Annotated in this window: 25 protein-coding genes and 1 pseudogene; 16 read left to right on the forward strand and 10 right to left on the reverse strand. The window is 63.9% G+C overall.

The features are described from left to right. Positions 1-148: 148 nt before the first annotated feature. The 3 genes and pseudogenes from H618_RS23360 to H618_RS21160 form a co-directional block, all read right to left on the reverse strand. Positions 149-655: a methyl-accepting chemotaxis protein gene (locus H618_RS23360; protein ID WP_245586747.1), complete on the reverse strand. Its 507-nt coding sequence runs from the start codon at positions 653-655 to the stop codon at positions 149-151. A 30-nt stretch (positions 656-685) separates the two neighbouring features. Next, positions 686-1,462, reverse strand: a pseudogene (locus tag H618_RS23365) (PAS domain-containing protein); the annotation flags it as partial. 37 nt (positions 1,463-1,499) lie between these two features. Beyond that, positions 1,500-3,281 carry a sensor domain-containing diguanylate cyclase gene (locus H618_RS21160; protein WP_033727430.1) on the reverse strand — a complete coding sequence of 594 codons (1,782 nt, stop codon included), beginning with the start codon at positions 3,279-3,281 and terminating at the stop codon, positions 1,500-1,502. A gap of 581 nt (positions 3,282-3,862) precedes the next feature. Here H618_RS21160 and H618_RS0102760 point away from each other — a divergent pair. Then, entirely contained in the window at positions 3,863-4,486 is a 624-nt protein-coding gene (locus tag H618_RS0102760; RefSeq protein WP_028693610.1) for a glutathione S-transferase family protein, read from the forward strand. A gap of 3 nt (positions 4,487-4,489) precedes the next feature. Here the strand turns inward: H618_RS0102760 and H618_RS21165 are convergent, their stop codons facing one another. Then, positions 4,490-4,930 carry an ASCH domain-containing protein gene (locus H618_RS21165; protein WP_245586744.1) on the reverse strand — a complete coding sequence of 147 codons (441 nt, stop codon included), beginning with the start codon at positions 4,928-4,930 and terminating at the stop codon, positions 4,490-4,492. A 95-nt stretch (positions 4,931-5,025) separates the two neighbouring features. Between H618_RS21165 and H618_RS0102770 the strand changes: the two genes are divergently transcribed. Beyond that, complete coding sequence (locus tag H618_RS0102770) at positions 5,026-6,213, forward strand: acyl-CoA dehydrogenase family protein (RefSeq protein WP_028693611.1); 1,188 nt, start codon at positions 5,026-5,028, stop codon at positions 6,211-6,213. 88 nt (positions 6,214-6,301) lie between these two features. Then, entirely contained in the window at positions 6,302-7,144 is an 843-nt protein-coding gene (yghU, locus tag H618_RS0102775; RefSeq protein ID WP_028693612.1) for a glutathione-dependent disulfide-bond oxidoreductase, read from the forward strand. Positions 7,145-7,235: 91 nt separating this feature from the next. Here the strand turns inward: yghU and H618_RS0102780 are convergent, their stop codons facing one another. Continuing rightward, positions 7,236-9,206, reverse strand: coding sequence for a BCCT family transporter (locus tag H618_RS0102780; protein WP_028693613.1), 1,971 nt, complete (start codon positions 9,204-9,206; stop codon positions 7,236-7,238). Between the two features lie 424 nt (positions 9,207-9,630). Here H618_RS0102780 and H618_RS0102785 point away from each other — a divergent pair, with 424 nt between their 5' ends. Continuing rightward, positions 9,631-9,960, forward strand: a complete 330-nt coding sequence (locus H618_RS0102785) for a hypothetical protein (protein WP_028693614.1) — start codon at positions 9,631-9,633, stop codon at positions 9,958-9,960. 61 nt (positions 9,961-10,021) lie between these two features. On the opposite strand, the gene H618_RS0102790 is transcribed toward H618_RS0102785, so the two are convergent. Then, positions 10,022-10,318: a hypothetical protein gene (locus H618_RS0102790; protein WP_028693615.1), complete on the reverse strand. Its 297-nt coding sequence runs from the start codon at positions 10,316-10,318 to the stop codon at positions 10,022-10,024. Positions 10,319-10,467: 149 nt separating this feature from the next. Next, a complete protein-coding gene (locus H618_RS0102795; RefSeq protein ID WP_028693616.1) occupies positions 10,468-11,361 on the reverse strand; it encodes an EamA family transporter in 894 nt (297 codons plus the stop codon). A 180-nt stretch (positions 11,362-11,541) separates the two neighbouring features. Between H618_RS0102795 and H618_RS0102800 the strand changes: the two genes are divergently transcribed. Next, complete coding sequence (locus H618_RS0102800) at positions 11,542-12,849, forward strand: phosphate ABC transporter substrate-binding/OmpA family protein (protein WP_028693617.1); 1,308 nt, start codon at positions 11,542-11,544, stop codon at positions 12,847-12,849. A gap of 13 nt (positions 12,850-12,862) precedes the next feature. On the opposite strand, the gene H618_RS0102805 is transcribed toward H618_RS0102800, so the two are convergent. Then, positions 12,863-13,156 carry a DUF1330 domain-containing protein gene (locus H618_RS0102805; protein ID WP_028693618.1) on the reverse strand — a complete coding sequence of 98 codons (294 nt, stop codon included), beginning with the start codon at positions 13,154-13,156 and terminating at the stop codon, positions 12,863-12,865. 73 nt (positions 13,157-13,229) lie between these two features. Here H618_RS0102805 and ribBA point away from each other — a divergent pair, with 73 nt between their 5' ends. The 9 genes from ribBA to H618_RS0102850 all read left to right on the forward strand — a co-directional run bounded on the left by ribBA (position 13,230) and on the right by H618_RS0102850 (position 21,779). Continuing rightward, positions 13,230-14,345: a bifunctional 3,4-dihydroxy-2-butanone-4-phosphate synthase/GTP cyclohydrolase II gene (gene ribBA, locus H618_RS0102810; RefSeq protein ID WP_028693619.1), complete on the forward strand. Its 1,116-nt coding sequence runs from the start codon at positions 13,230-13,232 to the stop codon at positions 14,343-14,345. Positions 14,346-14,577: 232 nt separating this feature from the next. Further along, positions 14,578-15,603 (forward strand): polyamine ABC transporter substrate-binding protein, encoded by a 1,026-nt coding sequence (locus H618_RS0102815; protein ID WP_028693620.1) that lies wholly within the window; start codon positions 14,578-14,580, stop codon positions 15,601-15,603. Beyond that, complete coding sequence (locus H618_RS0102820) at positions 15,600-16,505, forward strand: ABC transporter permease (RefSeq protein WP_028693621.1); 906 nt, start codon at positions 15,600-15,602, stop codon at positions 16,503-16,505. The genes H618_RS0102815 and H618_RS0102820 overlap by 4 nt, the downstream gene beginning before the upstream one ends. 6 nt (positions 16,506-16,511) lie before the next feature. After that, entirely contained in the window at positions 16,512-17,321 is an 810-nt protein-coding gene (locus tag H618_RS0102825) for an ABC transporter permease (protein WP_028693622.1), read from the forward strand. 20 nt (positions 17,322-17,341) lie between these two features. Continuing rightward, on the forward strand, positions 17,342-18,490 hold the full coding sequence (locus H618_RS0102830; RefSeq protein WP_028693623.1) for an ABC transporter ATP-binding protein: 1,149 nt from the start codon (positions 17,342-17,344) through the stop codon (positions 18,488-18,490). Positions 18,491-18,651: 161 nt separating this feature from the next. After that, entirely contained in the window at positions 18,652-19,359 is a 708-nt protein-coding gene (locus H618_RS0102835) for a histidine phosphatase family protein (RefSeq protein WP_028693624.1), read from the forward strand. Positions 19,360-19,412: 53 nt separating this feature from the next. After that, entirely contained in the window at positions 19,413-19,730 is a 318-nt protein-coding gene (locus H618_RS0102840) for an SCP2 sterol-binding domain-containing protein (RefSeq protein WP_028693625.1), read from the forward strand. 191 nt (positions 19,731-19,921) lie between these two features. Beyond that, the gene (locus tag H618_RS0102845; protein ID WP_028693626.1) at positions 19,922-20,989 is read left to right on the forward strand and encodes a phosphotransferase family protein; all 1,068 of its coding nucleotides are present in this window, start codon (positions 19,922-19,924) and stop codon (positions 20,987-20,989) included. A gap of 22 nt (positions 20,990-21,011) precedes the next feature. Next, on the forward strand, positions 21,012-21,779 hold the full coding sequence (locus H618_RS0102850; protein WP_028693627.1) for an SDR family oxidoreductase: 768 nt from the start codon (positions 21,012-21,014) through the stop codon (positions 21,777-21,779). A gap of 7 nt (positions 21,780-21,786) precedes the next feature. Here the strand turns inward: H618_RS0102850 and H618_RS0102855 are convergent, their stop codons facing one another. Then, positions 21,787-22,137, reverse strand: a complete 351-nt coding sequence (locus tag H618_RS0102855; RefSeq protein WP_028693628.1) for a hypothetical protein — start codon at positions 22,135-22,137, stop codon at positions 21,787-21,789. A 115-nt stretch (positions 22,138-22,252) separates the two neighbouring features. On the opposite strand from H618_RS0102855, the gene H618_RS0102860 reads away from it, so the two are divergent. Beyond that, entirely contained in the window at positions 22,253-22,558 is a 306-nt protein-coding gene (locus tag H618_RS0102860; RefSeq protein WP_028693629.1) for an RcnB family protein, read from the forward strand. 14 nt (positions 22,559-22,572) lie between these two features. Here the strand turns inward: H618_RS0102860 and H618_RS0102865 are convergent, their stop codons facing one another. Beyond that, a complete protein-coding gene (locus H618_RS0102865) occupies positions 22,573-23,733 on the reverse strand; it encodes a GGDEF domain-containing protein (protein ID WP_028693630.1) in 1,161 nt (386 codons plus the stop codon). Positions 23,734-23,959: 226 nt separating this feature from the next. Between H618_RS0102865 and H618_RS0102870 the strand changes: the two genes are divergently transcribed. After that, a complete protein-coding gene (locus H618_RS0102870; protein WP_028693631.1) occupies positions 23,960-25,792 on the forward strand; it encodes an SLC13 family permease in 1,833 nt (610 codons plus the stop codon). The last annotated feature ends 21 nt before the right edge of the window (positions 25,793-25,813 follow it).

Consider the following 25,813-nt stretch of genomic DNA (forward strand, 5'->3'; position numbering starts at 1 on the left):
AGATAAAACAGAATGTTACTGATAGGCGATCTCATTCACTACTGATGATGCCTGCACATCGGCTGCGCGCCAGACACTGATTGCTGGCGCGTGCGACGCTGGTTTACACCGCCCCGAGGCGCAGTTCGAGAGGCTCAGCCGCGCAGCGTTACGACAGGTCCTGGTTGACCTGATTGATCGCCTGCACCACCTGGCGTGCGCCATGCTTGATGTCGCTGATCGAAACCCCGGCCTGCGACGCGTACGACAACCCCAGCGCGGCGCTGCTCTGGCTGTTCTCGATATCGACGATGGCCTGGCTGGCCAGGGTCTGGTTCTGCGCCACTACGCCGACGATCTCTTCGGTGGCCTTGCTGGTGCGCGCAGCCAGTTGCCTGACCTCGTCCGCCACCACCGCAAAGCCGCGACCCTGCTCGCCTGCGCGCGCAGCCTCGATGGCCGCGTTGAGCGCCAGCAGGTTGGTCTGCGAGGCGATGCCGCCGATGGTCTGCACGATCGAGCTGATCACCACCGACTGCTTGCCCAACGCCTCGATGGTGACCGAGGCCGACTGCATTTGCTGCGACACGTTCTGCATGGTCGACACCGCCTGGTCGACCACCGACGCCCCTTCGCTGGCGCTCAGGTCAGTGCGGGTCGAGACTTCCAGGGCCATCTGCGCGGCGCGCTTGATTTCGTTCTCGCGATGCACCTGGTCGGTCACCACCGAGGCGAACTTGACCACGCGGATCAGGTTGCCTTCGGCGTCGTTGACCGGGTTGTAGCTGGCTTCCAGCCACACGTCTCGACCGCGGCTGTCGAGGCGCTTGAAGCGCCCGCGCACGTATTGGCCGCTGTTGAGGGTCTTCCAGAAGTCGCTGTAGGCAGGGCTTGCCACGTACTCAGGGTCGCAGAACATGCGGTGGTGCTTGCCGACCACCTGAGTCAGCGAATAGCCCATGCTGTGCAGAAACTGCTCGTTGGCATCGAGCACAGTGCCGGCCAGATCGAACTGAATCGCTGCGGTGGAGCGCAGCAGCGCATCGAGCAGCTCCTGGTTTTCCCGCGCCAGGCTCACCTGGGTCGAGACATCCGAGCCGTAGCCGACCACCTCACGCAGAGTGCCGCGTTCATCGCGCAACGGATGCCAGGTCAGGCGCAGCCAGGCCAGTTGGTTGCCGGCGCGAAGGAAGCGGTAGTCGTCGCGTACGGCAACGCCGTCGGCCACTGCTTTGGCGAAATTGCGAAAGCAGGCAAGCTTGGACACGTAGCCCGGCACCAGTTCGGACAATCGCTTGCCGAGCACCTGCGCAGCGTCGCTGCCGATCGCCTGGGTGAAGGCCGGGTTGCATTCGATCACACGGTAGTCGGCGTCCAGCCGCAGGAAGATACCCGCCTGCTCCATCAGGCCCAGGAGTTGCTGTGCGCGGGCAAGTTCGGCCTCGCGGTCGGCCAACATCGCTTTAAGATGCCGATTGAACATGGTAGTGACCTGCTTCTTGGAGAAAGTGGAGGAGCCGTCAGGCAACGGCGTGGGTATTGCCGTACTGGATGAACCAGGCTTCGAACGCTGCGACCGACATCGGCCGCGCTATCAGAAACCCTTGCGCCTCTGCGCAGCCCAGCGCCTGCACGTGGGCAAGCTGCTCGGCGGTCTCGACGCCCTCAGCCGTGACCTGATACCCCAGCTTGATGGCCAGGTCGATGACCGTCTGCACCAGGGTCTGCTCGCGGGCCGATTCCCGCGATTTCTGCACCAGCAGGCGGTCGAGCTTGACCACGGTGGCCGGAATCCGGCTGAGGTAGATCCAGTTGCTGTAGCCGGTGCCGAAGTCATCGATGGCGATTTCGATGTCCGCGTCGCGGGCGCGCTGCAATTGCTGCTGAACCACATCGAGGCGCTCGACCAGCATGCTTTCGGTGAATTCCAGCTGCATCCGCGAACTGCTCAGGCCATGGCGGGCAAGACCGCTGAGCAGGCGATCCATGAACACTGGGCTTTCCAGGTCGCTGGCGGTCACGTTCATGCTCACACTGAAATCCAGACCTCGGGTGCGCGCGAGCACGTCGAACACCGCGTGCATCACCCAATCGCTGATCAGCGGCATCAGCGCGGTCTTTTCCGCCAGCGGAATGAATTCGGCCGGGGAAATGTCGCCCAGGGTCGGATGCCGCCAGCGCAGCAGCGCTTCGGCCGAGGCGCAGGCCGAGCGTGCCAGGTCGACCCGCGGTTGCAGGTGCAGCGACAGCTGGTCGTCGCTGCGCAAGGCCTGGCTCAGCGAACTCAGCAGGATGAACGCACGCCGCTGCGCCGCATCGGCCTCCGGCTGATAGCCGGCGCAGCGCCGCGATTGCCTGCGCGCAGCATCGGCGGCGCCCACCGCCCGGCGCAGCCACTCCAGGTCAGTGCCGTCGCCGTCGCGCTGGTCGATGCGGGAAATGCCGATACCGACATCCAGCGGCACCGGAATGCCGTGGCAGGTCACCGGCGCCTGCAGTGCGCTGACCATGCGCGCGCACAGCGCCTGGACATCGAATTCGGCTGGCACCAACGTGCCGAAGCGCGTGGGACTGATGCGATAGAGCTGCAGGTCGGCGTCGACCTGCTGGGCCAGGCGATCCTTCACTTGCAGGGTCAGGTCGTGAGCGAAGTTGTAGCCCAGCGCCTTGACCACATCATTGAGGCTTGCGGCCTGAATCACATCGAAGGCCACCAGCGAGACGTCTTGCTGCTTGGCCAGGTGGTCTTTGACGTCACATTCGAGCTTGATGCGGTTGAGCAAACCGGTGGGGTGATCGAGGAAATTGCGCTGGCGGATGCCGGTGATGATGCGCATGGCCAGTTCCGCGAAGCGATCGAGCATCGCCAGTTGCTCGACCGCCATGGCCGGCCGCGCCACCGTATCGATGATGCAGAAACTGCCGATGGCCACGTCGCCTTCGATGATCAGCGGAGCACCGCAGTAGTAACGAATGCCCGGCTCGCCGGTGACCAGGGGGTTGTCGCAAAAGCGCGGATCGAGCAGCGCATTGGTGACTTCCAGAGGCCGCGCTTCGAGCAAGGTATGGGCGCAGAACGACACGTCCCGCGACGTGGAATTGGCCGTCAGACCGGTTTTGGCCATGAACCACTGATGGCGTTCGCTGACGATCGAGATCACGCACATGGGCACACTGAAACACGCACTGGCAAGATCCACCAGAGCGCGCAGTTCGGCATGTTCCTGATGCTCAAACACACACAGTTGCATCACCTGGGCCAGGCGATTTCGTTCGTTATCAGGAACCGGTAACAGGTTCATCGCGATCCCCTTCGACAGGCGTCGACGTGCTGACAGTGAGCATCACAAAAGTGCCAGCATTTAGCCATCTTTTTGCCATTAATGTTTTCAATGGCTGTATCACGGGAAATACGGAATTCAGTGTTCAAGACATTCGATCCGGCGTCCTCGATGAAAAGTGACGCGCCAGGGAATTGAGCCATTGCAAGCCAGGACATCGAAGCGCCTGGCGCCATGCAGTCGAAAAGTGGCAGATCAATGGCATTGAGCCAGCAAGCAGACAGGGCCGCTCCGTGAACGTTCCCTGACCTCCCGGACAATTTTTTATCGAGGCCTGATTCAATGATTCGAGTCAGCAATGGCTCGATGACGCAGACCAATGGCGCAATTACCGAAAGGCTTATCGCCATTTTAATGCCGTCAAAAACATGACTTTTTAGTAGTTTCGACGGGGGTGTTCGGTAATAGCCGCAATCAGTTCAGCAACAAGGGTCACTTACCGCCTGTATCGGCCGCATTGCGCGATTGATAAGGGCGTGAATGAACTTTCATGTAAAGGTATGTTATTGGCCTCACCGCGCTGTAACTACCAGGATGATTTCATGCTACGGGTAATGGGCAGAACCGACTCGATCAACGTGCGCAAAGTATTGTGGACAGCCAATGAACTCGACCTCGCCATCGAACAGGAAAACTGGGGAGGCGCGTTTGCTTCGACGAAAAGCGCTGAGTTCGTGGACCTCAACCCCAATGCCATGGTGCCCGTGCTGCAAGATGGCGAGTTCACGTTATGGGAATCCAACAGCATCATCCGCTACCTGGCCAACCGCTACGGAGCGGGCAGGTTATACCCGCAGGCAGCGCAAGAACGCGCCAGGGTCGATCAATGGCTCGACTGGCAAGCGGCCGACCTCAATCGCGCCTGGAGCTACAGCTTCATGGCGCTGGTGCGCAGGTCACCTGCCCACCAGGACCAACAGGCCGTCACGGCCAGCCTCTGCGAATGGACGCGCTTCATGGCAGTACTTGACGGCCAACTCGCGCGTACCGGCGCCTACGTGGCAGGCCAGCAGTTCAGCCTTGCCGACATTGCCGTGGGACTGTCGGTCAATCGCTGGTTCGAAACGCCGCTGCAGCACCCCCGGCTGCCTGCAGTGGCGGACTACTACCAGCGACTGAGCGAACGCCCAGGCTTTCTGCGCTTCGGCAGAAACGGTACGCCCTGAGCATTACCGGACGATTGGCGCGACCTGGACCTGATGCTCGACCGAAGCGGGGTCCAGTGGCAGCGGCTGCGGCGCCAGCTGCACGTCATAGATACCCCGCGCAGCCAGTACCGGCTCGGCATGGCTCACCGGCCTGACATCACTCAGTTCCCAAGCCAGCCAGCCCGGCTCATGGTAGCTAGCACAGGCCGCGGCAATGTCTTGCTCCACGAAGGGCCGAACGGCCTTGACGCGGACGACGGCCACCGCCCGACCATCGCCGTCTTGCTCGCCATCGACGTGCAGGAAGCGGCGATTTTCCACGATCAGCAGGTCTTCGTCGGGCTGCAATTCAGGGGCCCAGCGACGGATTTCCAGGGTTTTCTCGCCACACGCGATGCGCATGCCGCCGGGATGGACGATGGATAAGGCTTTGATGGTGACCTCCTGGGACGTGCGCTGCACTGCGCCACTGCTAGGCTGTTGAGCGACGCATGCTATCACCTGAAGCTCACCCTTCGACGTCGCCACCTTCACAGCCCCCAGCCCTGGACACCTGCATGACTTCAGCGCCCACGCCCCGCCCCTTCGATGCAATAACCACTGCCCGTCAGCTCGCTGCACAGTTCGCCGAAACCGCCCGTGAGCGGGACGTGCTCGGGGGAACGCCGAAGGCTGAGCGCGACGCACTGCGCCACAGCGGTCTGCTGGCCTTGAGCATTCCCGGTGAGCTCGGTGGCCACGGCGCCACCTGGAGTGAAACCCTCGATGTGGTGCGCGAGCTGGCCACGGTCGACAGCTCAGTGGCCCACGTGTTCGGCTTTCATCACCTGATGCTCGCCACCGTGCGCTTGTTCGCGCAGCCCGCACAGTGGCGGCCCTGGCTTGCGCAGACGGCCGAGCAGCAACTGTTCTGGGGCAATGCGCTGAATCCGCTGGACCAGCGCACGGTGGTCGAGGTGGTCGACGGGGTGCGCACCTTCAACGGTCAGAAAAGCTTCTGCTCGGGTGCCAGCGACTCACAGATGCTGATTGCCTCGGCCGTCGACCCCGCTGCGGGCGGGCGTTTGCTGATTGCCGCCATTCCCACCTCGCGCACCGGTATCACCCTGCATGATGACTGGGACAACATCGGCCAGCGGCAAACCGACAGCGGCAGCGCCAGCTTCGAGGCGGTGCGCGTCGAAGACCACGAGCTGCTGCTCGATCCCGGTCCGCTGAGCACGCCGTTTGCCTGCCTGCGGCCACTGATCGCGCAATTGCACTTCACCCACCTGTTCCTGGGCATCGCCGAAGGTGCTTTGGCAGAGGCCCGCCAGTACACCTTGCAGCAGAGCCGCCCCTGGCTGCGGGCCAAGGTCGAGCAGGCCAGCGATGACCCCTACGTGCTGCGTCACTACGGCGAGTTCTGGGTGGCACTGGAGGGCGTGCGCCTGTTGGTGCAGCGCGCCGCGCAGCAGCTGGATCAGGCCTGGGCCGAGGGTGAGGCGCTCGGTGCCGAGCAACGTGGGCAACTGGCGGTGTCGATCGCCACGGCCAAGGTCGCGGCCAGCCGCAGCGGGCTGGACATCTGCAACCGCCTTTTTGAAGTCACCGGGGCACGCGCCACCCAGGCCGCGCTACGCCTCGACCGCTACTGGCGCAACCTGCGCGTGCAAACCCTGCACGACCCGCTCGACTACAAACTGCATGAACTGGGCGAGTGGGCCTTGAAACGGGTGCTGCCGACGCCATCTTTCTACAGTTGAGGGCCACCGAGACCGAGGGTATCGAACCCTCCCCTGTGCCAACCGGTCCATTGCTCGTCAGCCTTTCCCACCTTCAGGAGACATTTCCATGAGCAGTTCCCCCTACGTGCCGCCCAAGGTCTGGCGCAACGATGCAGCCTCCGGCGGCAAGTTCGCCAGCACCAACCGGCCGGTGGCTGGCCCCACCCATGACCAGGATTTGCCCGTCGGCAAACAGCCCTTGCAGCTCTACTCGCTGGCCACGCCCAACGGGGTCAAGGTCACCATCATGCTCGAGGAACTGCTCGCCCTCGGCCACAGTGGCGCGGAGTACGACGCCTGGTTGATCAAGATCGGCGATGGCGATCAGTTCTCCAGTGGCTTCGTCGAGGTCAACCCCAACTCGAAGATTCCCGCCCTGCTCGACCGCAGCGTCGAACCGCCGCTGCGGGTGTTCGAGTCGGGTTCGATCCTGCTGCACCTGGCCGAGAAATTCGGTGCCTTGCTGCCCAAAGACCTCGCCGCTCGCACGGAAACCCTGAACTGGCTGTTCTGGCAAATGGGCTCGGCACCCTATCTGGGCGGCGGCTTTGGTCACTTCTACGTCTACGCGCCAGAGAAAATCGAGTACGCCATCAACCGCTTCACCATGGAGGCCAAGCGGCAACTGGATGTGCTTGAACGGCGCCTGGCGGTGAGTCCGTATCTGGGGGGTGACGACTACAGCATCGCGGATATCGCCGTGTGGTCGTGGTACGGGCAACTGGTGCTGGGCACGGTGTATGACGCCGCCGAGTTCCTCGCGGTCGAGGAATATCCGCATGTGCTGCACTGGGCCAAGGCCATCGCCGAACGCCCGGCCGTGCAGCGCGGCACCCGGGTCAACCGGCCCTGGGGGGATGAAGCGACCCAGGTGGTCGAGCGTCACAGCGCGGCAGATTTCGACAAGTGACCGAGGGCCGCATCATGCGGCTCGTGCTGTTGGTTCAAGCCATTGGGGCCGCCAGGCGGCCCCAATCAAAGCGGTATAACTGAACTCCCTGTCACCCCACCAAATGCAGGAAGTGCAGGTGGCGTTCGTAGTGGTCGAGGATGTCGCCAATCACTTCATCCTTGGACCAGCCCATCACGTCATGGTCCTGGCCGCCTTCACGCAAATGCACTTCGGCGCGGAAGTACTTGCGGTCGTCGCCATCGGCGTCGCTGGTGACGAAGCTGGGCATGGCGTAGGCCTGAGGGCGGATGTGGTAGATGAAGGTATCGTCGCTCGGCCCGACCTTGAGGGTCACATCGCCATCATCGCCCTCTTCGACGCTGCATTCATAACCCTGCCGACGCCATTCTTCGGCCACCGACTGGCACGCTGGCAGGCCGACATCGCTGATGAAACGCAGCACGTGCGAGCGGCGCGGGAACATCGCCAGGGTGCGCAAGCGGCGCTGCCAGTTGCTCGCCCCACGCGAGGAGTTCGGCGAGATCGCCAGCGCCTGGTGGCGTAGGCCGCGCTTGGTGGCATCGAGTTTCAGCGCCTTGAGCAACCCGCGCATGCTGAACAGCAGCGCGATGGTGAACGGCAAGGCACTGGCGATGGTGGCTGTCTGCAATGCCTTGAGACCGTCAGCCAGCAACAGTGCGATGGCTACCAGGCCCATGCTCGACGCCCAGAAAATGCGCTGACGAACCGGGGTGTTTTCCTGCCCGCCCGAAGCGAGCATGTCCACCACCATGGCACCGGAGTCAGCCGAGGTGACGAAGAACACCACCACCATGACGATCGCCAGCGTGCTGATGGCGCTGGAGAACGGGAAGTGCTCGAGGAAGGCGAATAACGCCAGTGAGGTGTCTTTGTCCACCGCCTGGGCCAGGTCGGTGAAGCCCTGGTCGAGGATCATGTGGATCGCGGTGTTGCCGAACACGGTCATCCACAGCAGGGTGAAGCCGGTGGGTACCAGCAGCACGCCGGTGACGAACTCACGGATGGTACGGCCACGGGAAATCCGCGCGATGAACAGGCCGACGAAGGGCGACCAGGCCAGCCACCAGCCCCAGTAGAACAGGGTCCAGCCGCCGATCCAGTCGCTCTGCTGGTAGGCGTTGAGGTTCATGGTGCGGCTGACGATCTCGCCCAGGTAGCCGCCGGTGTTCTGCACGAAGGTCTGCAGAATCAGTACGGTCGGGCCGAGGACTATGACCATCAGCAGCAGCAGTACGGCAAGGCCGAGGTTGAGCTCGGACAGGCGACGGATGCCTTTGTCCAGGCCCGATACCACCGACAGCGTGGCGAGGAAGGTGGTACCGATGATCAGCGCGATCTGGATCGGAATCGAAACCGGAACGCCGAACAACGCATTCAGGCCAGTGTTGATCTGCGATACGCCAAAGCCCAGCGAGGTCGCCACGCCAAACACCGTACCGATGATGGCGAAGATGTCCACGGCATGGCCGATAGGGCCGTAGATGCGCTCACCGATCAGTGGGTACAGCGCCGAACGCAAGGTCAGCGGCAGGCCATGACGGAAGCTGAAATACGCCAGGATCAGCGCCACGATGGCGTAGATGGCCCAGGCATGCAGGCCCCAGTGGAAGAAGGTGATGCGCATCGCCTCGCCTGCCGCCTGCACCGTACCGCCGTCGCCGAACGGCGGCTTGGCGAAGTGCATCACAGGTTCGGCAACGCCGAAGAACATCAGGCCGATGCCCATGCCTGCTGAGAACAGCATGGCGAACCAGGTGGTGCTGCTGTAGTCGGGGGTGCTGTGGTCAGGCCCGAGCTTGATATCGCCGTAGCGACTGAAGCCGAGAAACACCACCGTACCGAGAATGATCGCCACCGCAAGAATGTAGAACCAGCTGACGTTGCTGATGATCCAGCCTTGAATCTCGGCGAACAGCGCCTGGGCGTGGGTCTGGAAGACGCTGGCGTAGAGCACCAGCACCAACAGCAGAAAAGCCGAGATCCAAAAGACGGGAGGGTTGATGCTGGCGGGTTTTTCCTGGTCGGGCTTTATCGGCATACACGTGAAACTCCTGCTGCGCGTCTGGCTGACGCTTTTATGAAAACTAGCGTAACCCTGACCCGTTTAGCGGGCGAGGGTTCGCAATGATAAACGCCGCTTTGAGAAAAACCCCAGTCGCTCACAGGTCTCGAGCGCCAGCCGCGCTGCGACATTGATTTTGTAGTGGGCAATAATTTCCACTACAAAACTATTGACGAGCTGTTTTGGGCTTGGGCATGATTGGGCCGTCTCCCTGATCGGGGACGGTGGCACGGGTATTCCAGACGGCTTGCGCGGTAACGCAAGCCGTCTCTGGAGCGGGAACTGTCCAAAAGACAGCGTGAGAAAGCCCCTGTTGCAATGCTGCGTAGCAGCTTTGGAAGTGCGCTACACCACGTGGCGCCAAGTCTGAACGACACCGACAATGGGTAATGGGGGCTTTATGATGAACCTGAACGACAAACCGACTATCGATCAATTGGCCCAGCTGTTCGCCGCGCGCAAGGACAGCCTGGATGACCATCTGCTGTGGCTCAGCCAGTCCGGCGAAGTCCGCCTCGACCGCCTGCCGCCGAACTCCGCCGTCGATGAATGCCTCGAGCATCTGCCGAGCATGCGCGCACGCTTCAAGGTGTACCGCCGCGGCCAGGGCTTTGTCGGCAAGAAGGCGGCAGCCGACACCGAATTCGTCGCCCGGGTGCTGCAGACCCTGCAACAGGAATGGCCAGCGGCCCGCGAGCGTGATGCGGTGAAAGTGATCGAACCGATCTAATGACCTGCCTTGCATGAACACAACGCCCGGCGATCCTGCCGGGCGTTGTCGTTTGAACCCTTCAGGCGCGCAAGCGTTTGCTCGGCAAGGGTTCTGCGGCGGTGGCCAGAGCACGCGCACGGTTGACGCCCCAGACCATGGCCCGGGTCATGCTCTCGCCGGGGCGATGGCGGTGGTATTCCTCATGGATCGCCCTGCCCTCACGGCTGTACAGGCCCAGAAACAGCTGGGTGGCGCCCAGACGTGAAAGACGCACCTGCACATCGAACGATGTGCCGTCGCTCAGCGCTTCATCGTGACAACGGCTGTGCAGATTGGCGTCGGCCCATTGCCAGTAGACATCTTCCCTGACTCGCATGGCACTTTCCCTCGGCATTGTTGAAATGCCTTACAGAAGACCACACAAGCCTGTGCTCAACGAGCGCTATCTACCGATACGCTGCGCAAGATCAAGCAATCGGCAGAAAAGCCCGCCGCTCAGCACTCGAGCAAGGCTTGCCCGACCCATCACGCTGCGCGCCCGGCCTTGCCGATCAGACGCTGACCCAGCCGCGCGCCAAACACGTTGATCAACAGCCCCAGCATCACCAGCGCCGCGCCCCAGCATTGCAGTGTGCTCAGTCGCTCGCCGAGCAACATCGCCGAAGAGCTCAAGCCGATGACCGGCACCAGCAGTGAAAAAGGCGCCACCTTGCCCGCCGGATGGCGCGACAACAGTGTGCTCCACAGGCTGTAGCCGACCATGGTGGCGATGAACGCCAGGTAGGCCAGCGCCAGCACCGAATTGAGCGAGATGTTCAGCAGGGCATGACTGATGGCCTCGGGACCTTCCAGCCACCACGACAACGCCAGAAATGGCAGCGGCGGAATCAGCCCGCCCCAGATCACCAGCGCCACCAGGTCGACCTTGCCGAAGCGCCGGGTAATGATGTTGCCCAGCCCCCACATCGCCCCGCCGCACAGGGTCAGCAACAGCGCGATCAGCGGCACATGGCTGCTGTCCTCGCTACCGATCACCGCCAGGCCCGCCGCTGCCACCAGCAGCCCCAAAACGCTTGCCACGCGCAAGCGCTCGCCAAGAAACAGCGCGGCAAAGCCCAGGGTGAAGAACGCTTGCGACTGCAACACCAGCGATGCCAGCCCTGGCGGCATGCCGCTGTACATGGCCTGGAACAGAAAGGCGAACTGCCCGAGCGAAATGGTCGCGCCGTAGGCGATCAGCCAGCGCCATGGCAGCTTGGGGCGCTTGACCAGCAACACCGCGGGAAAGGCCACCAGCAAAAACCGTAGGGCACCGAGCAGCATCGGCGGCAGACCATCCAGCCCCACCTTGATAACCACGAAGTTGACTCCCCATGCAACGATCACCACCAGGGCGATCAGCAGGTCCTTGAGCGGCATCAGGCTGTTCCTTGTACGAACGGTTATAGAAATATTTCGAAACAGCATAAACCGATTGCCGTTGCCGCGACCGCAACAGTTATCCGCTGTGGCAGCGCTACAGTCACGCCGCGCCTGTCACCTGCCCTTCACGTGACCGTCGTAGGCTGCGGCGCACCTTCCCGCTTCAGGCCGACCGGCATGCTCCGCCGCCTCATCATGCTGTGCATGTTACTTCCCGCCCTGGCCGTGGCAGACCCGGCGCAACTGCGTATCCAGGGCTCCAACACCATTGGCACGGCTCTGGCCCCGGCGCTGGTGCAGGCTTGGTTACGGGCGCAAGGGGCCACGGCAATCGAGCAGACGAAGGGCAACAGCGCCAACGAATGGGTCATTCGCGCCCGCGACAGCACCGGTCGGGCGCAGCAGATCGACATCGGCGCCCATGGCACGCGCACCGGCTTCAGCGCCCTGGCAGCGGGCAGCGCCGACATCGTCAGCGCCTCTCGGCCGATCAGTGACGATGAAGCCCACGCGCTGCGCGCGCGGGGGGATCTGCGCGCGGCCTCGAGCGAGCAGATCATCGGCCTGGACGCGGTGGCGATCATCACCCACCCAGACAACCCGCTGACACGACTGAGCATCGAGCAACTGGCCCAGGTGTTTTCCGGCCAGGTGCAGCGCTGGGAGCAGCTAGGTGTCAGCGGTGGCGAGATTCATCTGTATACGCGCGACGAGCGCTCCGGCACTTTCGATACCTTCAATGGCCTGGTGCTGCTGCCGGCGCAGCGCCCGCTCGCCAGTTCGGCGCGGCGTTTCGAGTCAGCCGATGAGCTGGCCGCACAGGTGGAGGCCGACCGCCAGGCGATCGGCTTCAGCGGCCTGGCCTCGGTGCACGGCGTGCGGACCTTGGCGATCGCTGCCGGCGACGCGCCCGCGCTGCTGCCCAGTCGGGCGCTGGTGGCCAGCGAAGACTATCCGCTGGCGCGGCGCTTGTACTTCTATCTACCCCAGCCTGCCAGTAGCGAGGCCCGCGCCCTGGTCGACTTCACCCAGAGCGCTGCGGGCCAGGCCATCGTCGCTGCGCAAGGCTTCGTTTCCCAGCAGATCCAGGCCTTGCCCGTGGCCCTGCACGCCGACCAGCCCCCGGCCTATGCAGACCTTGCGCAGCAGGCCAGGCGCCTGAGCGTGAGCCTGCGCTTTCAGCCCGGCAGTGCGCAGTTGGACAACAAGGCGCTGCGCGATGTGCAGCGCATCGCCAGCTACCTGGAAAGCACCGGCAAGTTGCGCGGTCGCGCGGTGCTGGTGGGGTTTGGCGACCGCAAGGAAACCCCTGGCCGGGCTGCCCTGCTGTCGCGCCTGCGGGCCTTGGCGGTGCGCCGTGAACTGGCGCGCCACGGCGTCGAGACCTTGCAGGTCAACGGCCTGGGCGAACAGTTGCCGGTCGCCGGCAATCAGCAGGCGCAAGACCGCCTGCGCAATCGCCGGGTCGAGGTGTGGGTTTACTGAGCCGTCACCTGGCTCAGGGCGCCACACCTTCTACAATGATCACCTCGGCCTGCGCTGCACCCTGGCGATGACCACAAGCGTCCTGGTACTCGGCAGAGCGATAACAGGCCAGCGCCTGTTCGTACGAATCGAACTCGATCACCACACTGCGTTGCGGCGTCGGCCGCCCTTCCAGCGCCTCACTGCGCCCGCCTCGGGCCAGAAAACGCCCGCCGTACAGCGTGAACGCGGCCGGCGCACGCTGGGTGTAGTGCTGGTACTGCTCGGGGTCTGTGACATCGACATGGGCAATCCAGTAAGCCTTCATCTGCACGCTCCTTCAACGGAATTTGTGTATGATGGTATACCATAATAATCACCCTAGACAGTGAGTGTGCACCATGGCTTTCAACAGCATCGAAGAACTCCTCGAGGACTACCGCCAGGGCAAGATGGTGCTGCTGGTGGACGATGAAGACCGGGAAAACGAAGGCGATCTGCTGATCGCCGCCGAGCGCTGTGATGCCCACGCCATCAATTTCATGGCCCGTGAAGCCCGCGGGTTGATCTGCCTGACCCTCACCGATGATCACTGCCAGCGTCTTGGGCTCGAGCAGATGGTGCCGGCCAACGGCAGCGTGTTCAGCACTGCGTTCACGGTGTCCATCGAAGCGGCCAGCGGCGTCACCACGGGCATCTCCGCCGCCGACCGGGCGCGCACCGTCGCCGCCGCGATGGCCGTCGACGCCCGCCCGGAAGACCTGGTGCAACCCGGGCATATCTTTCCGCTGCGCGCCCGTGAAGGCGGGGTGCTCAACCGCGCCGGGCATACCGAAGCCGGCTGCGACCTGGCGCGCCTGGCCGGTTTCACCCCGGCCTCGGTGATCGTCGAGGTGCTCAACGACGACGGCACCATGGCCCGCCGCCCCGACCTGGAAGTCTTCGCCGCGCGCCACGGCATCAAGATTGGCACCATCGCCGACCTCATTCACTACCGCCTGAGCACCGAGCAGACCATCAAGCGCATCGGCGAGCGCGAGCTGCCCACCGTGCACGGCACCTTCCGCCTGGTCAGCTATGAAGACCGCATCGAAGGCGGCGTGCACATGGCGATGGTCATGGGCGACATCCGCCGCGAGCAACCGACCCTGGTGCGCGTGCACGTCATCGACCCGCTGCGCGACCTGGTCGGCGCCGAATATGCAGGCCCAGCCAACTGGACGCTGTGGGCGGCACTGGAGAAGGTCGCCAGCGAAGGCACCGGGGTGGTGGTGATTCTCGCCAACCACGAATCCTCCCAGGCCCTGCTCGAACGCATTCCGCAGTTGACCCAACCGGCACGGCCTTATCAGCGTGGGCAATCGAAGGTGTATTCGGAAGTTGGCACCGGCGCACAGATCCTGCAAGACCTGGGCGTCGGCAAGCTGCGCCACCTCGGCCCGCCACTCAAGTACGCAGGCCTGGCCGGTTATGAGCTGGAAGTGGTGCAGAGCATCCCGTTCGAGCCACAGGCATAGCCACGATCCACCGGCCATCACGCGTTGTCACCGAGTGAGGGCCGGTCGCCTGCTCCCACTTGCCAAAATCTTGGAATACCATAATATGATATTCCGTAGACCTAAATAACTGCCCCACCGTCTTACCCCCGGAATTCCGGTGCTGCACCTGCTGCAAAGCTGCTCCCCGAACACGATTGGCGGGCACACATTCCAGCCTGCCTCGAATAACAAAAGTAACGAGGGCGTAACCATGCTGTTGAGCAAACGTGTCACCGCAGTGCTGTCTGCCAGCCTGCTCACCCTGGCCTGCCAGGCCGCGACTGCCGCCGAGAGCGTCAATTTCGTCAGCTGGGGTGGCACTACCCAGGATGCGCAGAAAGAAGCCTGGGCCATCCCTTTCAGCAAGCAGACCGACATCAAAGTGGTGCAGGACGGCCCAACCGACTACGGCAAGCTCAAGGCCATGGTCGAAAGCGGCAACGTGCAGTGGGACGTGGTCGATGTCGAAGCCGACTTCGCCCTGCGTGCAGCCAGTGAAGGGCTGCTCGAGCCGCTGGACTTCAACACCATCCAGCGCGACAAGATCGACCCGCGCTTCGTCTCCGACCACGGTGTCGGTTCGTTCTTCTTCTCCTTCGTGCTCGGTTACAACGACGGCAAGGTCGGCGCCAACAAGCCAGTGGACTGGAGCGCGCTGTTCGACACCAAGACCTACCCCGGCAAGCGCGCGCTGTACAAGTGGCCAAGCCCGGGCGTGCTGGAACTGGCCCTGCTGGCCGACGGCGTCGCCCCCGACAAGCTCTACCCGCTCGACCTGGACCGCGCGTTCAAGAAACTCGACACCATCAAGAAAGACATCGTCTGGTGGGGCGGTGGCGCACAGTCGCAGCAACTGCTCGCCTCGGGTGAAGCCTCGCTGGGCCAGTTCTGGAACGGCCGGGTCTACGCCCTGCAGCAAGACGGCGCGCCGGTCGGCGTGAGCTGGAAGCAGAACCTGGTCATGGCCGATTTCCTGGTCATCCCCAAAGGCGCGAAGAACAAGGACGCGGCCATGAAGTTCCTGGCCAATGCCAGCAGCGCCCAGGGTCAGGCTGATTTCGCCAACAAGACCGCCTACGCGCCGGTCAACCTCGACAGCGTGGCCAAGCTCGACAAGGACCTGGCGCCCAACCTGCCAACCGCCCATGTCAGCGATCAGGTGACCCTGGACTTCGCCTACTGGGCCAAGAACGGTCAGGCCATCGCCGCGCGCTGGAATGAGTGGTTGGTGAAATGAAAGTCGCCATCAACGCCTTGCAAAACGCCCAGGGCCCTGGGGCAGCAGGCGGCGTAGCCCGTCGCCCAGGTCTCGGCCAGCGCTGGAAAGGCAGCCGCAACCTGCTGCCTGCCCTGCTGTTCCTCGGCCTGTTCTTCTTCGTGCCACTGATCGGCCTGCTGCTGCGCGGCGTGCTCGAACCGGTGCCGGGGCTGGGCAACTACGAGCAGCTGTTCGCCAACTCGGCGTACACCCGGGTGCTGGTCAACACCTTCTCGGTGGCCGGGCTGGTGACGGTGATCAGTGTGCTGCTGGGCTTCCCGCTGGCCTGGGCGATCACCCTGGTGCCACGCGGCTGGGGCCGCTGGCTGCTGAACATCGTGCTGCTGTCGATGTGGACCAGCCTGCTGGCGCGGACCTACTCCTGGCTGGTGCTGCTGCAAAGCTCCGGGGTGGTGAACAAGGTGTTGATGGCGCTGGGCATCATCGATGCGCCGATTGAAATGGTGCACAACCTCACCGGGGTGGTGATCGGCATGAGCTACATCATGATTCCGTTCATCGTGCTGCCGCTGCAGGCGACCATGCACGCCATCGACCCGATGGTGCTGCAGGCAGGCTCGATCTGCGGCGCCAGCCCCTGGACCAATTTCTGGAAGGTGTTCCTGCCGCTGTGCCGCTCGGGGCTGTTCTCGGGCGCCTTGATGGTCTTCGTCATGTCGCTGGGCTACTACGTGACCCCAGCGCTGCTGGGCGGCGCGCAGAACATGATGCTGCCTGAGTTCATCATTCAGCAGGTGCAGTCGTTCCTCAACTGGGGCATGGCCAGCGCTGCCGCGGCACTGCTGGTGGCGATCACCCTGGTGCTCTTCTACCTGTACCTGAAGCTGCAACCGGAATCCCCGGTCGGCAACGCGAGGTAATTCAGCATGCTTCTTTCACCCAACGCCATGGGCCGGCCGCTGCGCACCGGCCTGTACCTGACCACCGGGGTCATCGCCGCCTTCCTGCTGCTGCCGGTGGTGTTCATCGTGCTGCTGTCGTTCGGCTCGTCGCAGTGGCTGGTGTTCCCGCCGCCGGGCTGGACCCTGAAGTGGTACGGCCAGTTCTTCTCCAACCCCGAATGGATGGACGCGGCTCTGGCCAGCCTCAAGGTCGCCGTGCTCACCACGATCGCCGCCGTGGCGCTGGGCCTGCCGACCGCTTTCGCCCTGGTGCGCGGCCGCTTTCCCGGTCGCGAGATGCTTTACGGGCTGTTCACCCTGCCGATGATCGTGCCGCTGGTGATCATCGCCGTGGCGGTCTACGCGCTGTTTCTCAAGCTTGGCTACACCGGCACGCTGTTCGCCTTCGTGGTCAGCCATGTGATCGTCGCCCTGCCGTTCACCATCATCTCGATCATCAACTCGCTCAAATTGTTCGACCAGTCGATCGAGGATGCTGCGGTTATCTGCGGCGCCTCGCGCTTGCAGGCGATCTTCAAGGTGACCTTCCCGGCGATACGCCCGGGGATGATCGCCGGCGGCCTGTTCGCCTTCTTGGTCTCGTGGGATGAAGTGGTGCTTAGCGTGATGATGGCAAGCCCCGACCTGCAAACCCTGCCGGTGAAAATGTGGACCACCCTGCGTCAGGACCTGAGCCCGGTGATCGCCGTCGCCTCGACGCTGCTGATCGGTCTGTCGCTGTTCGTCATGTTCATTGCCGCCGCCTTGCGCCGGCGCGCCGAAGCCAACGCCTGAGCCCTGCGGAGACAACAACAATGAGTGCAGTGATCCAAGACAACGCGCCGGGCAAGACCCTGGTCAGCCTGCGCGGCCTGAACAAGCATTACGGTGACTTCACCGCCGTGGACAACCTCGATCTGGACATTCAGGACGGTGAATTCCTCACCTTCCTCGGCTCCAGCGGCTCGGGCAAATCCACCACCTTGTCGATGCTCGCAGGCTTCGAAACCCCCAGCAGCGGCGAGATTCTGGTCGACGGCCAGTCGTTGGTGCAGGTGCCACCGCACAAGCGCGACATCGGTATGGTGTTTCAGCGCTACTCGCTGTTCCCGCACCTGAACGTGCGCGACAACATCGCCTTCCCGCTGACCATCCGCAAACTGGCCGCGGCTGAAACCCGCAAGCGCGTCGACGCCATGCTCAAGCTGGTGCAGCTCGAGCCGTTCGCGCACCGCAAGCCGTCGCAGATGTCCGGCGGCCAGCAGCAGCGCGTGGCGATTGCCCGCGCACTGGTGTACGAGCCACGCATTCTGCTGATGGACGAACCGCTCGGGGCGCTTGATAAAAAGTTGCGTGAAGACCTGCAGGATGAACTGCGCCAGTTACACCGGCGCCTGGGCATCACCATCGTCTACGTGACCCACGACCAGGAAGAAGCCATGCGCCTGTCGCAGCGCATCGCCATCTTCAGCCACGGCAAGATCGTCGGTCTGGGCACCGGCTACGACCTCTACCAGAACCCGCCCAATGCCTTCGTCGCCTCGTTCCTGGGCAACTCCAACTTCCTGCGCATCACTGCCCAGAGCAACGGCGCCGGCACCTTCGAAGGTCAGCCGCTGGCCATTCGCCTGACCCCTGGGCTCGATGCCGGCAGCCAAGCGCTGATCATGGTGCGCCCGGAAAAAGCCTTGGCCATGACCCTGCAACAGGCCGCCGCCGAACCATTGCCGGCAGGCTGGAACGAAGTCAGTGCCAAGGTCGGCGAAGTGCTGTTCCTCGGTGAAAGCCAGACCTGCCACGTGCGCACCGACGGCGGCACCGAGCTGACGGTCAAGGCGCTGTCGGCAGCCGGCATGCCGATGCAACCGGGCGAAACGGTGAAGGTGCGCTGGGCAGTGGCCGATGCCTGCATCTACACCGAATGGGCCGAGAGCGACCTGAGCAAGGCGGCCGGGGCGCATTGATGGCGCAAGCCGTGGCAGCGCCGCAACGGCCGCTGCCACGGTGAACCGCAGCGGGGACTACCATTCAAACGCCCTTTTCAAACGCTTGTATGCTTTTTCGTTGACAGCCCGCGGAGTGCGTCCTACCCTCGCATCACTTCCCCGTGTGTGCAGGCAATCCGGTGGGCAACCTCTATCTGATTCGACATGGCCAGGCCTCGTTCGGCGCCGCTGACTACGACGTGCTCTCCGAACTGGGCGCGCGTCAAAGCCATGCGCTGGGCGTACACCTGGGCCAGTTGGGCCTGCGCCTGGACCGCTGCATCGCTGGCAGCCTGCGACGCCAGCAAGACACTGCGCGACTGACCCTCGAGGCCCTGCAAGCCAGCGGCTGCGCAGCTCCCGACATCGAGACAGACCCCGACTTCAACGAGTTCGATGCCGAAGGCCTGGTGCGCAGCCTCACCCCGGCGCTGCTGCGCGATGAACCCGACGCCTTGCAGGTGCTGCGCGACCCGCGCGAGCAACGCAGTGAATTCCAGCGCCTGTTCGCCCTGATGGTGCAGCGCTGGCACGCAGGCGAACACGACGCGGGCCTGGAAACCTGGACAGCCTTCACCGCACGCATCGAACGCGGCTTGCAGCGCCTGCTCGACGCCGCCAGCCCAGCCGACGACATCGCTGTATTCACCTCCGGTGGCAGCATTGCGACGCTGCTGCACCTGTTCACCGGCATCACCCCGGCCCAGGCATTCACGCTCAACTGGCAGATCATCAACACCTCGTTCAGCCACCTGAAATTCCGCGGCCGCGAGGTCAGCCTCAGCACGTTCAACAGCCAGGCCCATGTGCGCCTGCTGCAATCCCCGGAGCTCATCACCTACCGATGAACCGGCCCGCTCTACCCTGCGCGATGCAACTTTCACTCAATAAGGAACACGCCATGACCTCCGTAGCCGATGCCGTCAAGAAAATGCAAGAGAAGTTCAACCCCGCCGCTGCCCAGGGCCTGGACCTGGTCTACGGCTTCAACGTCACCGACGAAGACAAGCACTACGCGCTGATCATCAAGGACGGCACCTGCGAACTGCAGGAAGGCGAGAACCCGGACGCCAACTGCACCCTGGTGATGGACAGCGAAACCCTCAAGGGTATCGTCAGTGGCGAAACCGACGGTATGCAGGCGTTCATGGGCGGCAAGCTGCGCGTCGAGGGCGACATGATGCTGTCGATGAAACTCAGCGAACTGTTCCCGGCCTGAGGTCGAACTCATCGCATGCCAAGAAACCGAAGCCACCTGGCTTCGGTTTTTTTTTCGTCTGCGGCCTGCATCAGGGGATCTGATCGCCTGGCAACACCCACGTCGATGCAGGCCCCACGCACTTGCCCGCGCTGGCCAGGCTGTCTAGCTTAGGCACAGCGCCACCGCAGCCAGAACGACAAGGAAGCGCCATGCCCCTGACCGATCAAGCGACCCAGGCACGCCCCGGCGAAGCACTCGACGCCCAGGCGGTCGATGCCTACCTCAAGGCGCACCTGCCCGATCTGCGCGGCACGCCGACGATCCGCCAGTTCCCGGGTGGCGCCTCGAACCTCACCTACCTGCTGAGCTACGCCGATCGCGAGCTGGTGCTGCGCCGGCCGCCATTCGGCCACAAGGCCAGGAGCGCCCACGACATGGCGCGCGAGTTTCATATCCTCAACCACCTCAATGCAGGTTTCCCCTACTGCCCCAAGGCGTATCTGCACTGCGCCGATCCGGCGGTGATCGGCAGCGAGTTCTACGTGATGCAGCGGGTCGAGGGCATCATCCTGCGGGCCGACCTGCCCCAGGCCGCAGGCCTGGATGCCGACGCCAGCCGAGTGCTGTGCGAACACTTCATCGAGCGCCTGGTCGAGCTGCACCGGGTCGACTACCAGGCCTGTGGCCTGGCCGGCCTGGGCAAGCCGCAGGGCTACGTGCAGCGTCAGGTCGAGGGCTGGGCCGGGCGCTATGAAGATGCACTGACCGCCGATGCGCCGCGCTGGGAGGCGGTGATCACCTGGCTGCGCGAGCACCAGCCGGCCGATCATCCGCGCCCGGCGATCATCCACAACGACTACCGCCTCGACAACGTCATTCTCGATTCGCGGCAGCCCACCCGCATCATCGGCGTGCTGGACTGGGAAATGGCCACCGTCGGTGACCCGCTGATGGACCTGGGCAACAGCCTGGCCTACTGGATCGAGGCCGACGACCCGGCGCCGATTCAGCAACTGCGCCGGCAACCGAGCAACGCCCCCGGCATGCTCAGCCGTCAGCAGTTCGTTGCCCACTATGCCGAACGCAGCGGCCTGCGCCTGGACAACGTCGACTTCTACCATGTGTATGGCCTGTTTCGCCTGGCCGGCATCGTCCAGCAAATCTATTACCGTTACTTCCACGGCCAGACCAAAGACCGGCGTTTCGCCGCGTTCATCGACATGAACCGCCTGCTCGAACGCATGACCCTCGAGGTCATCGCCCGCTCGCCCCTCTGACAAATCCATTTCGGAGCACCGCATGCCCAGCCCCAACCTGTTCGACCTCGACGGCAAGATCGCCCTGGTGTCCGGCGCCAGCCGCGGGATCGGTGAAGCCATCGCCCACCTGCTGGCCGCCCACGGCGCCCATGTCATCGTCTCCAGCCGCAAGCTCGACGGCTGCCAGCAGGTCGCTGAGGCGATCACCGCAGCCGGTGGCAAGGCCAGCGCGCTGGCGTGTCATATCGGCGAGCTGGAGCAGATCGAGCAGACCTTCGCCGAGATCCGCCAACGCTTCGGACGATTGGACATTCTGGTCAACAACGCTGCCACCAACCCGCAGTTCTGCAACATCCTCGACACCGAGCCTGCGGCGTTCCAGAAGACGGTCGACGTGAACATTCGCGGTTATTTCTTCATGTCGGTGGCCGCCGGCAAGCTGATGCGCGAAGGTGCCGGCGGCAGCATCATCAACGTGGCTTCGATCAACGGCGTCAGCCCCGGGCATTTCCAGGGTATCTATTCGGTCACCAAGGCCGCGGTGATCAACATGACCAAGGCCTTCGCCAAGGAATGCGCGCCGTTCAACATCCGCTGCAACGCGCTGCTACCCGGTCTGACCGACACCCGCTTCGCCTCGGCGCTGGTCAACAACCCGACCATCCTCGACGCAGCCCTGCAGCATATTCCGCTCAAGCGCGTGGCCGCGCCCAGCGAGATGGCCGGCGCTGTGCTGTACCTGGCCAGCGCCGCCTCCAGCTACACCACCGGCACCAGCCTCAACGTCGATGGCGGTTATCTGGCCTGAAGCCACCTCAAAGGCAGGTGGCAGCCGCAGCCTTGCGCCGCAGGGCGCTGGCGTCCTGCTGTTTGGCGTAGAAATCGACGTGACTGCCAGCACCTTGCGCATAGACGTCGACGAACGCCTCCGCCTCGCGGGTGTACACGGTGAAACCACCTGCCTTGCGCGGGTCGAGGTAGCCGCTGGCATCGACGCCGAACACCGCTTCATCCTGCCAGCTGTACTGAATGCACTCGGCGACCCGCTCGGGGGCCTTGCGCGATTCGAGCTGGGCAGTCGGTGCGCCGCTGCGCGCGGCCTCCATGGTCGATGAGGCGCAGCCCACCAGCAGCAGCACGGCAGCCATCGGTACAAGTGCTCGCATGTTCGCTTCCTCGCGAAAAAAAGAACGCGACTCTAGCACCGGCCCGCACCTGGAGTGAATTGTCCGTAGCCGCCGGTGTCCGAATCTGCACACCCGCCCTACAAGGAATGACGGTATGAAAGCCAACTCTCTGCTCTGCGCCCTGCTGTTCACTGGCTCGCTTGCCGGCCTGCCGGTGGTGGCCCACGCCGCCGAATCCACCCAGGAAAGCGTCAAGGCGCCTGACACCCACAACCGCGAGCTGGAAGTCGGCGACAAAGCCCCTGACCAGTACAAACGCAAGGAAGAAGCCGTGCAGGACTGGAAAGCCAAAGGCTTGCCTGAGCCTGAGAAAGAAAGCCAATGGGTGAAGATGGGTGGGCGCTACGTGCTGGTGCAGGTCACCAACGGCGTAGTACTGGCGATCCATTCGGGCAAGTGAGACGGTTTGAAGGCTCACACTGCCTCACGCAAGGCCACCAGGTGCACTGCGTTGCGCCCGTTGGCCTTGGCCTGGTAAAGCGCTGCATCGGCCTGAGCGATCAACGATGCGGTGCTGTCTGACCCCTGCGGTACCCCACACCATAAGCCCACGCTGAAACGCACCTCGATGCTCTGGCCAGCAAACTGTGCCGGGTTGCTCGAAAGCGTGCGGCGCAGGTCATCGAGCATCGCCAGCGCCCCTTCGCGGTCGGTGTCTGGCAGCAGCAACAGAAACTCCTCGCCTCCCCAGCGGCCCAGGCAATCGCTGCGCCGCAAACGCTGCTGCAATTGCCGCACGCAATGGCACAGCACCTCATCGCCGGCCTGATGGCCATGAACATCGTTGATGCGCTTGAAGTGATCGATGTCGATCATCGCGACCGCCAGGCTGTGCCCGCCGCCTGCCGAGCGCTGCAGCTCCTGGGAAAAACGCGCGAGCATCGCCCGACGGTTGAAGGTGCTGGTCAGGCCATCGCGCAGGGCCATGTGCTGCAAGCGCGATTCGCTACGCTCCTTGGCCATCAGCACCAGGCCGATGGAAAACATCATCACCGTCACCGTGCCGATGCTCACCGAGAGGGTCTGCTTGAGGTTACTGGTGTCGTAGCGCATTTGCGCCGCCCCCCCACTGAGCACCGCCACCACCCGCAGCCCGAGGCCAACCAGGCTGATCACCGCACCGATCGACAGCAGCAGGTGCGCACGGCCCTGCCATTGCTGGTGGCGCTGGGCCCAGTACAGCAGCAGCGCGCACTGCGCCATCAGCAGTAACGAGGCCAGCAACATCCGCGGTTCAAGGGTGTCGAGCAGCAGCATCAGCCCCACCAGCATGCTCGCCGGCAGCAGGAAGATGCGCCGCCACGGCACCGCCTGCTCACGCACGCGGAACAGCCCGGCGCTGTACAACGCCACCGCCAGCGACAGCAGGCTGTTGCCCAGGCCATAGCTGACCAGCAGCGAGACCTGCCCGTACAGCGTGTAGCAGACATAGGCCAGGGCGTGCACCAGCAGGCCGGCGCCGGTGAGAATCAGCGGATCGCGGCGATTGACGCGGCCGACCAGCAACAGGCAAAACGCCAGGATGGTCGCCACCAGGGCAACCGCACCGAACAGCGTCGGGGTATGGGCAATCATGCTCTTCACCGTGTGGCAGATGGCCGTCTTCGCTGCGGCCTGGGGCGAGTGTACGGGGCCTGCGAGCTGCGCAGCCATGACCCAACGGGACAGAACAGCAGCCAACAGGCGCAGATGCTCTACGGCGCGGTGAAAAAGCCTGCAATACATCAACCCGCAATCTCGCGCAGGCTGGCACACTGGCAACCTTTCCCCGCGTATCCCGAAGTGAAGGATCACCTCCCCCATGAATGTCGAGCTGTTATGGGTGATTGGCCTGCTGGCCATCGTCGTCGCGCTGTTCATCATCAATCGTCCGCGCATGGACGTGGTCGCCCTGCTGGTGATCCTCGCCCTGCCGCTGTCCGGGGTGCTGACCCTGGAACAAGCCCTGGCCGGTTTCAGCGACCCCAACGTGGTGCTGATCGCGGCGCTGTTCGTCATAGGCGAGGGGCTGGTGCGCACGGGCATCGCCTACCGCATCGGCGAGTGGCTGAGCGAGACCGCCGGCAACAGCGAGGTGCGCCTGCTAGTGCTGCTGATGGTCGCGGTGGCCTTGCTGGGCTCGGTGATGAGTTCCACCGGGGTGGTGGCCATCTTCATTCCCATCGTGCTCAGCATCGCCGCGCGCCTGCGGGTGGCGCCCGGTCGGCTGATGATGCCGCTGAGCTTTGCCGGCCTGATCAGCGGCATGCTGAGCCTGGTAGCGACGCCGCCGAACGTGGTCGTGCACAGCGAGCTGGTGCGCCACCTGGGCAGCGGTTTCGGCTTCTTCAGCTTCACCCCGTTCGGCCTGGTGATCCTGCTGCTGGGCGTCGGCTACATGCTGCTGACGCGCACCTGGCTCAGGGGCGAAGCTGGCGATCAGGGCCGCGAGCAGAGCCGCCGTACCTTGCACGACCTGGTGCTCGACTACCGCCTGAGCGGCCGCGAGCGGCGCCTGCGCATCCGCCCGCACTCACCGCTTATAGGCCATTCGCTGGGCGAGCTGAAATTACGCACCCGCCACGGCGCCAATGTGATCGGCATCGAGCGCCAGCACCATCTGACCACGCGGGTACTCAACCCGGACTCGGCGACCGTGCTGCACCAAGGCGACGTGCTGTTGCTCGACCTGTTCGCCGAGGGCGACAACCTGCGCAGCCTGTGTCAGTCGATGCAGCTCGAACCGCTGCGCTTCAAGGCGGCGTATTTCATCGACCAGTCGCAGGAGCTGGGCATGGCCGAAGTGTCGCTGCCGCCGGGTTCGGCGCTGCTCGGCCAGACCGTTCTGGGCCTGGCCCTGCGCAGTCGCTACGGGCTCAATGTCGTGGGCCTGCGCCGCGAGCAGAACGCCATCGACGAGCAACTGATCGAAACCCCGCTGCGCATGGGCGACACCTTGCTGATGGTCGGCCCGTGGAAGTCGATTCGCCAGTTGCAGACCCTGCCGCATGACTTTCTCGTGCTCAGCCTGCCGGCGGAGATCGACCAGGTGGCCCCGGCGCGTCGCCGCGCGCCACAGGCGCTGCTGAGTCTGGCGGTGATGGTGGTGCTGATGGTCAGCGGCCTGGTGCCCAACGTGGTGGCCGCGCTGATCGGTTGCCTGCTGATGGGCGCCGGACGCTGCATCGACATGAATAGCGCCTACCGTGCCATCCACTGGCCAAGCCTGGTGCTGATCGTCGGCATGCTGCCCTTCGCCCTGGCTCTGCAGAAGACCGGCGGCATCGACCTGGTGGTGAGCGCGCTGGTGCAACTGCTCGGTGGCGCCGGCCCGCAGGTGATGCTGGCCTGTCTGTTCGCCCTCACCGCAGTGATCGGGCTGTTCATTTCCAACACCGCCACCGCCGTGCTGATGGCGCCGGTGGCGATCAGCACCGCCAGCCAGCTGGGGCTGTCGCCCTACCCGTTCGCCATGACCGTGGCACTGGCCGCGTCGGCGGCGTTCATGACCCCGGTATCGTCACCGGTCAATACCCTGGTACTCGGCCCTGGCCAGTACCGCTTCGGCGACTTCGTCAAAGTCGGCGTGCCGTTCACCTTGCTGGTGATGCTGGTGACCGTGGTGATGGTGCCGTGGCTGTTTCCGCTGTCATGAAGCTGTCATGAGTACTGAGCT

Origin of the sequence: Pseudomonas cremoricolorata DSM 17059 = NBRC 16634 (assembly GCF_000425745.1) — a bacterium.
GTDB classification, from domain to species: domain Bacteria; phylum Pseudomonadota; class Gammaproteobacteria; order Pseudomonadales; family Pseudomonadaceae; genus Aquipseudomonas; species Aquipseudomonas cremoricolorata.

Coding starts and splice junctions, on each gene's coding strand:
- H618_RS23360 (WP_245586747.1), bottom strand. CDS start 655: ATGGCCCTGGAAGTCTCGACCCGCACTGACCTGAGCGCCAGCGAAGGG.
- H618_RS21160 (WP_033727430.1), bottom strand. CDS start 3,281: ATGAACCTGTTACCGGTTCCTGATAACGAACGAAATCGCCTGGCCCAG.
- H618_RS0102760 (WP_028693610.1), top strand. CDS start 3,863: ATGCTACGGGTAATGGGCAGAACCGACTCGATCAACGTGCGCAAAGTA.
- H618_RS0102770 (WP_028693611.1), top strand. CDS start 5,026: ATGACTTCAGCGCCCACGCCCCGCCCCTTCGATGCAATAACCACTGCC.
- yghU (WP_028693612.1), top strand. CDS start 6,302: ATGAGCAGTTCCCCCTACGTGCCGCCCAAGGTCTGGCGCAACGATGCA.
- H618_RS0102780 (WP_028693613.1), bottom strand. CDS start 9,206: ATGCCGATAAAGCCCGACCAGGAAAAACCCGCCAGCATCAACCCTCCC.
- H618_RS0102785 (WP_028693614.1), top strand. CDS start 9,631: ATGATGAACCTGAACGACAAACCGACTATCGATCAATTGGCCCAGCTG.
- H618_RS0102790 (WP_028693615.1), bottom strand. CDS start 10,318: ATGCGAGTCAGGGAAGATGTCTACTGGCAATGGGCCGACGCCAATCTG.
- H618_RS0102795 (WP_028693616.1), bottom strand. CDS start 11,361: ATGCCGCTCAAGGACCTGCTGATCGCCCTGGTGGTGATCGTTGCATGG.
- H618_RS0102800 (WP_028693617.1), top strand. CDS start 11,542: ATGCTCCGCCGCCTCATCATGCTGTGCATGTTACTTCCCGCCCTGGCC.
- H618_RS0102805 (WP_028693618.1), bottom strand. CDS start 13,156: ATGAAGGCTTACTGGATTGCCCATGTCGATGTCACAGACCCCGAGCAG.
- ribBA (WP_028693619.1), top strand. CDS start 13,230: ATGGCTTTCAACAGCATCGAAGAACTCCTCGAGGACTACCGCCAGGGC.
- H618_RS0102815 (WP_028693620.1), top strand. CDS start 14,578: ATGCTGTTGAGCAAACGTGTCACCGCAGTGCTGTCTGCCAGCCTGCTC.
- H618_RS0102820 (WP_028693621.1), top strand. CDS start 15,600: ATGAAAGTCGCCATCAACGCCTTGCAAAACGCCCAGGGCCCTGGGGCA.
- H618_RS0102825 (WP_028693622.1), top strand. CDS start 16,512: ATGCTTCTTTCACCCAACGCCATGGGCCGGCCGCTGCGCACCGGCCTG.
- H618_RS0102830 (WP_028693623.1), top strand. CDS start 17,342: ATGAGTGCAGTGATCCAAGACAACGCGCCGGGCAAGACCCTGGTCAGC.
- H618_RS0102840 (WP_028693625.1), top strand. CDS start 19,413: ATGACCTCCGTAGCCGATGCCGTCAAGAAAATGCAAGAGAAGTTCAAC.
- H618_RS0102845 (WP_028693626.1), top strand. CDS start 19,922: ATGCCCCTGACCGATCAAGCGACCCAGGCACGCCCCGGCGAAGCACTC.
- H618_RS0102850 (WP_028693627.1), top strand. CDS start 21,012: ATGCCCAGCCCCAACCTGTTCGACCTCGACGGCAAGATCGCCCTGGTG.
- H618_RS0102855 (WP_028693628.1), bottom strand. CDS start 22,137: ATGCGAGCACTTGTACCGATGGCTGCCGTGCTGCTGCTGGTGGGCTGC.
- H618_RS0102860 (WP_028693629.1), top strand. CDS start 22,253: ATGAAAGCCAACTCTCTGCTCTGCGCCCTGCTGTTCACTGGCTCGCTT.
- H618_RS0102865 (WP_028693630.1), bottom strand. CDS start 23,733: ATGATTGCCCATACCCCGACGCTGTTCGGTGCGGTTGCCCTGGTGGCG.
- H618_RS0102870 (WP_028693631.1), top strand. CDS start 23,960: ATGAATGTCGAGCTGTTATGGGTGATTGGCCTGCTGGCCATCGTCGTC.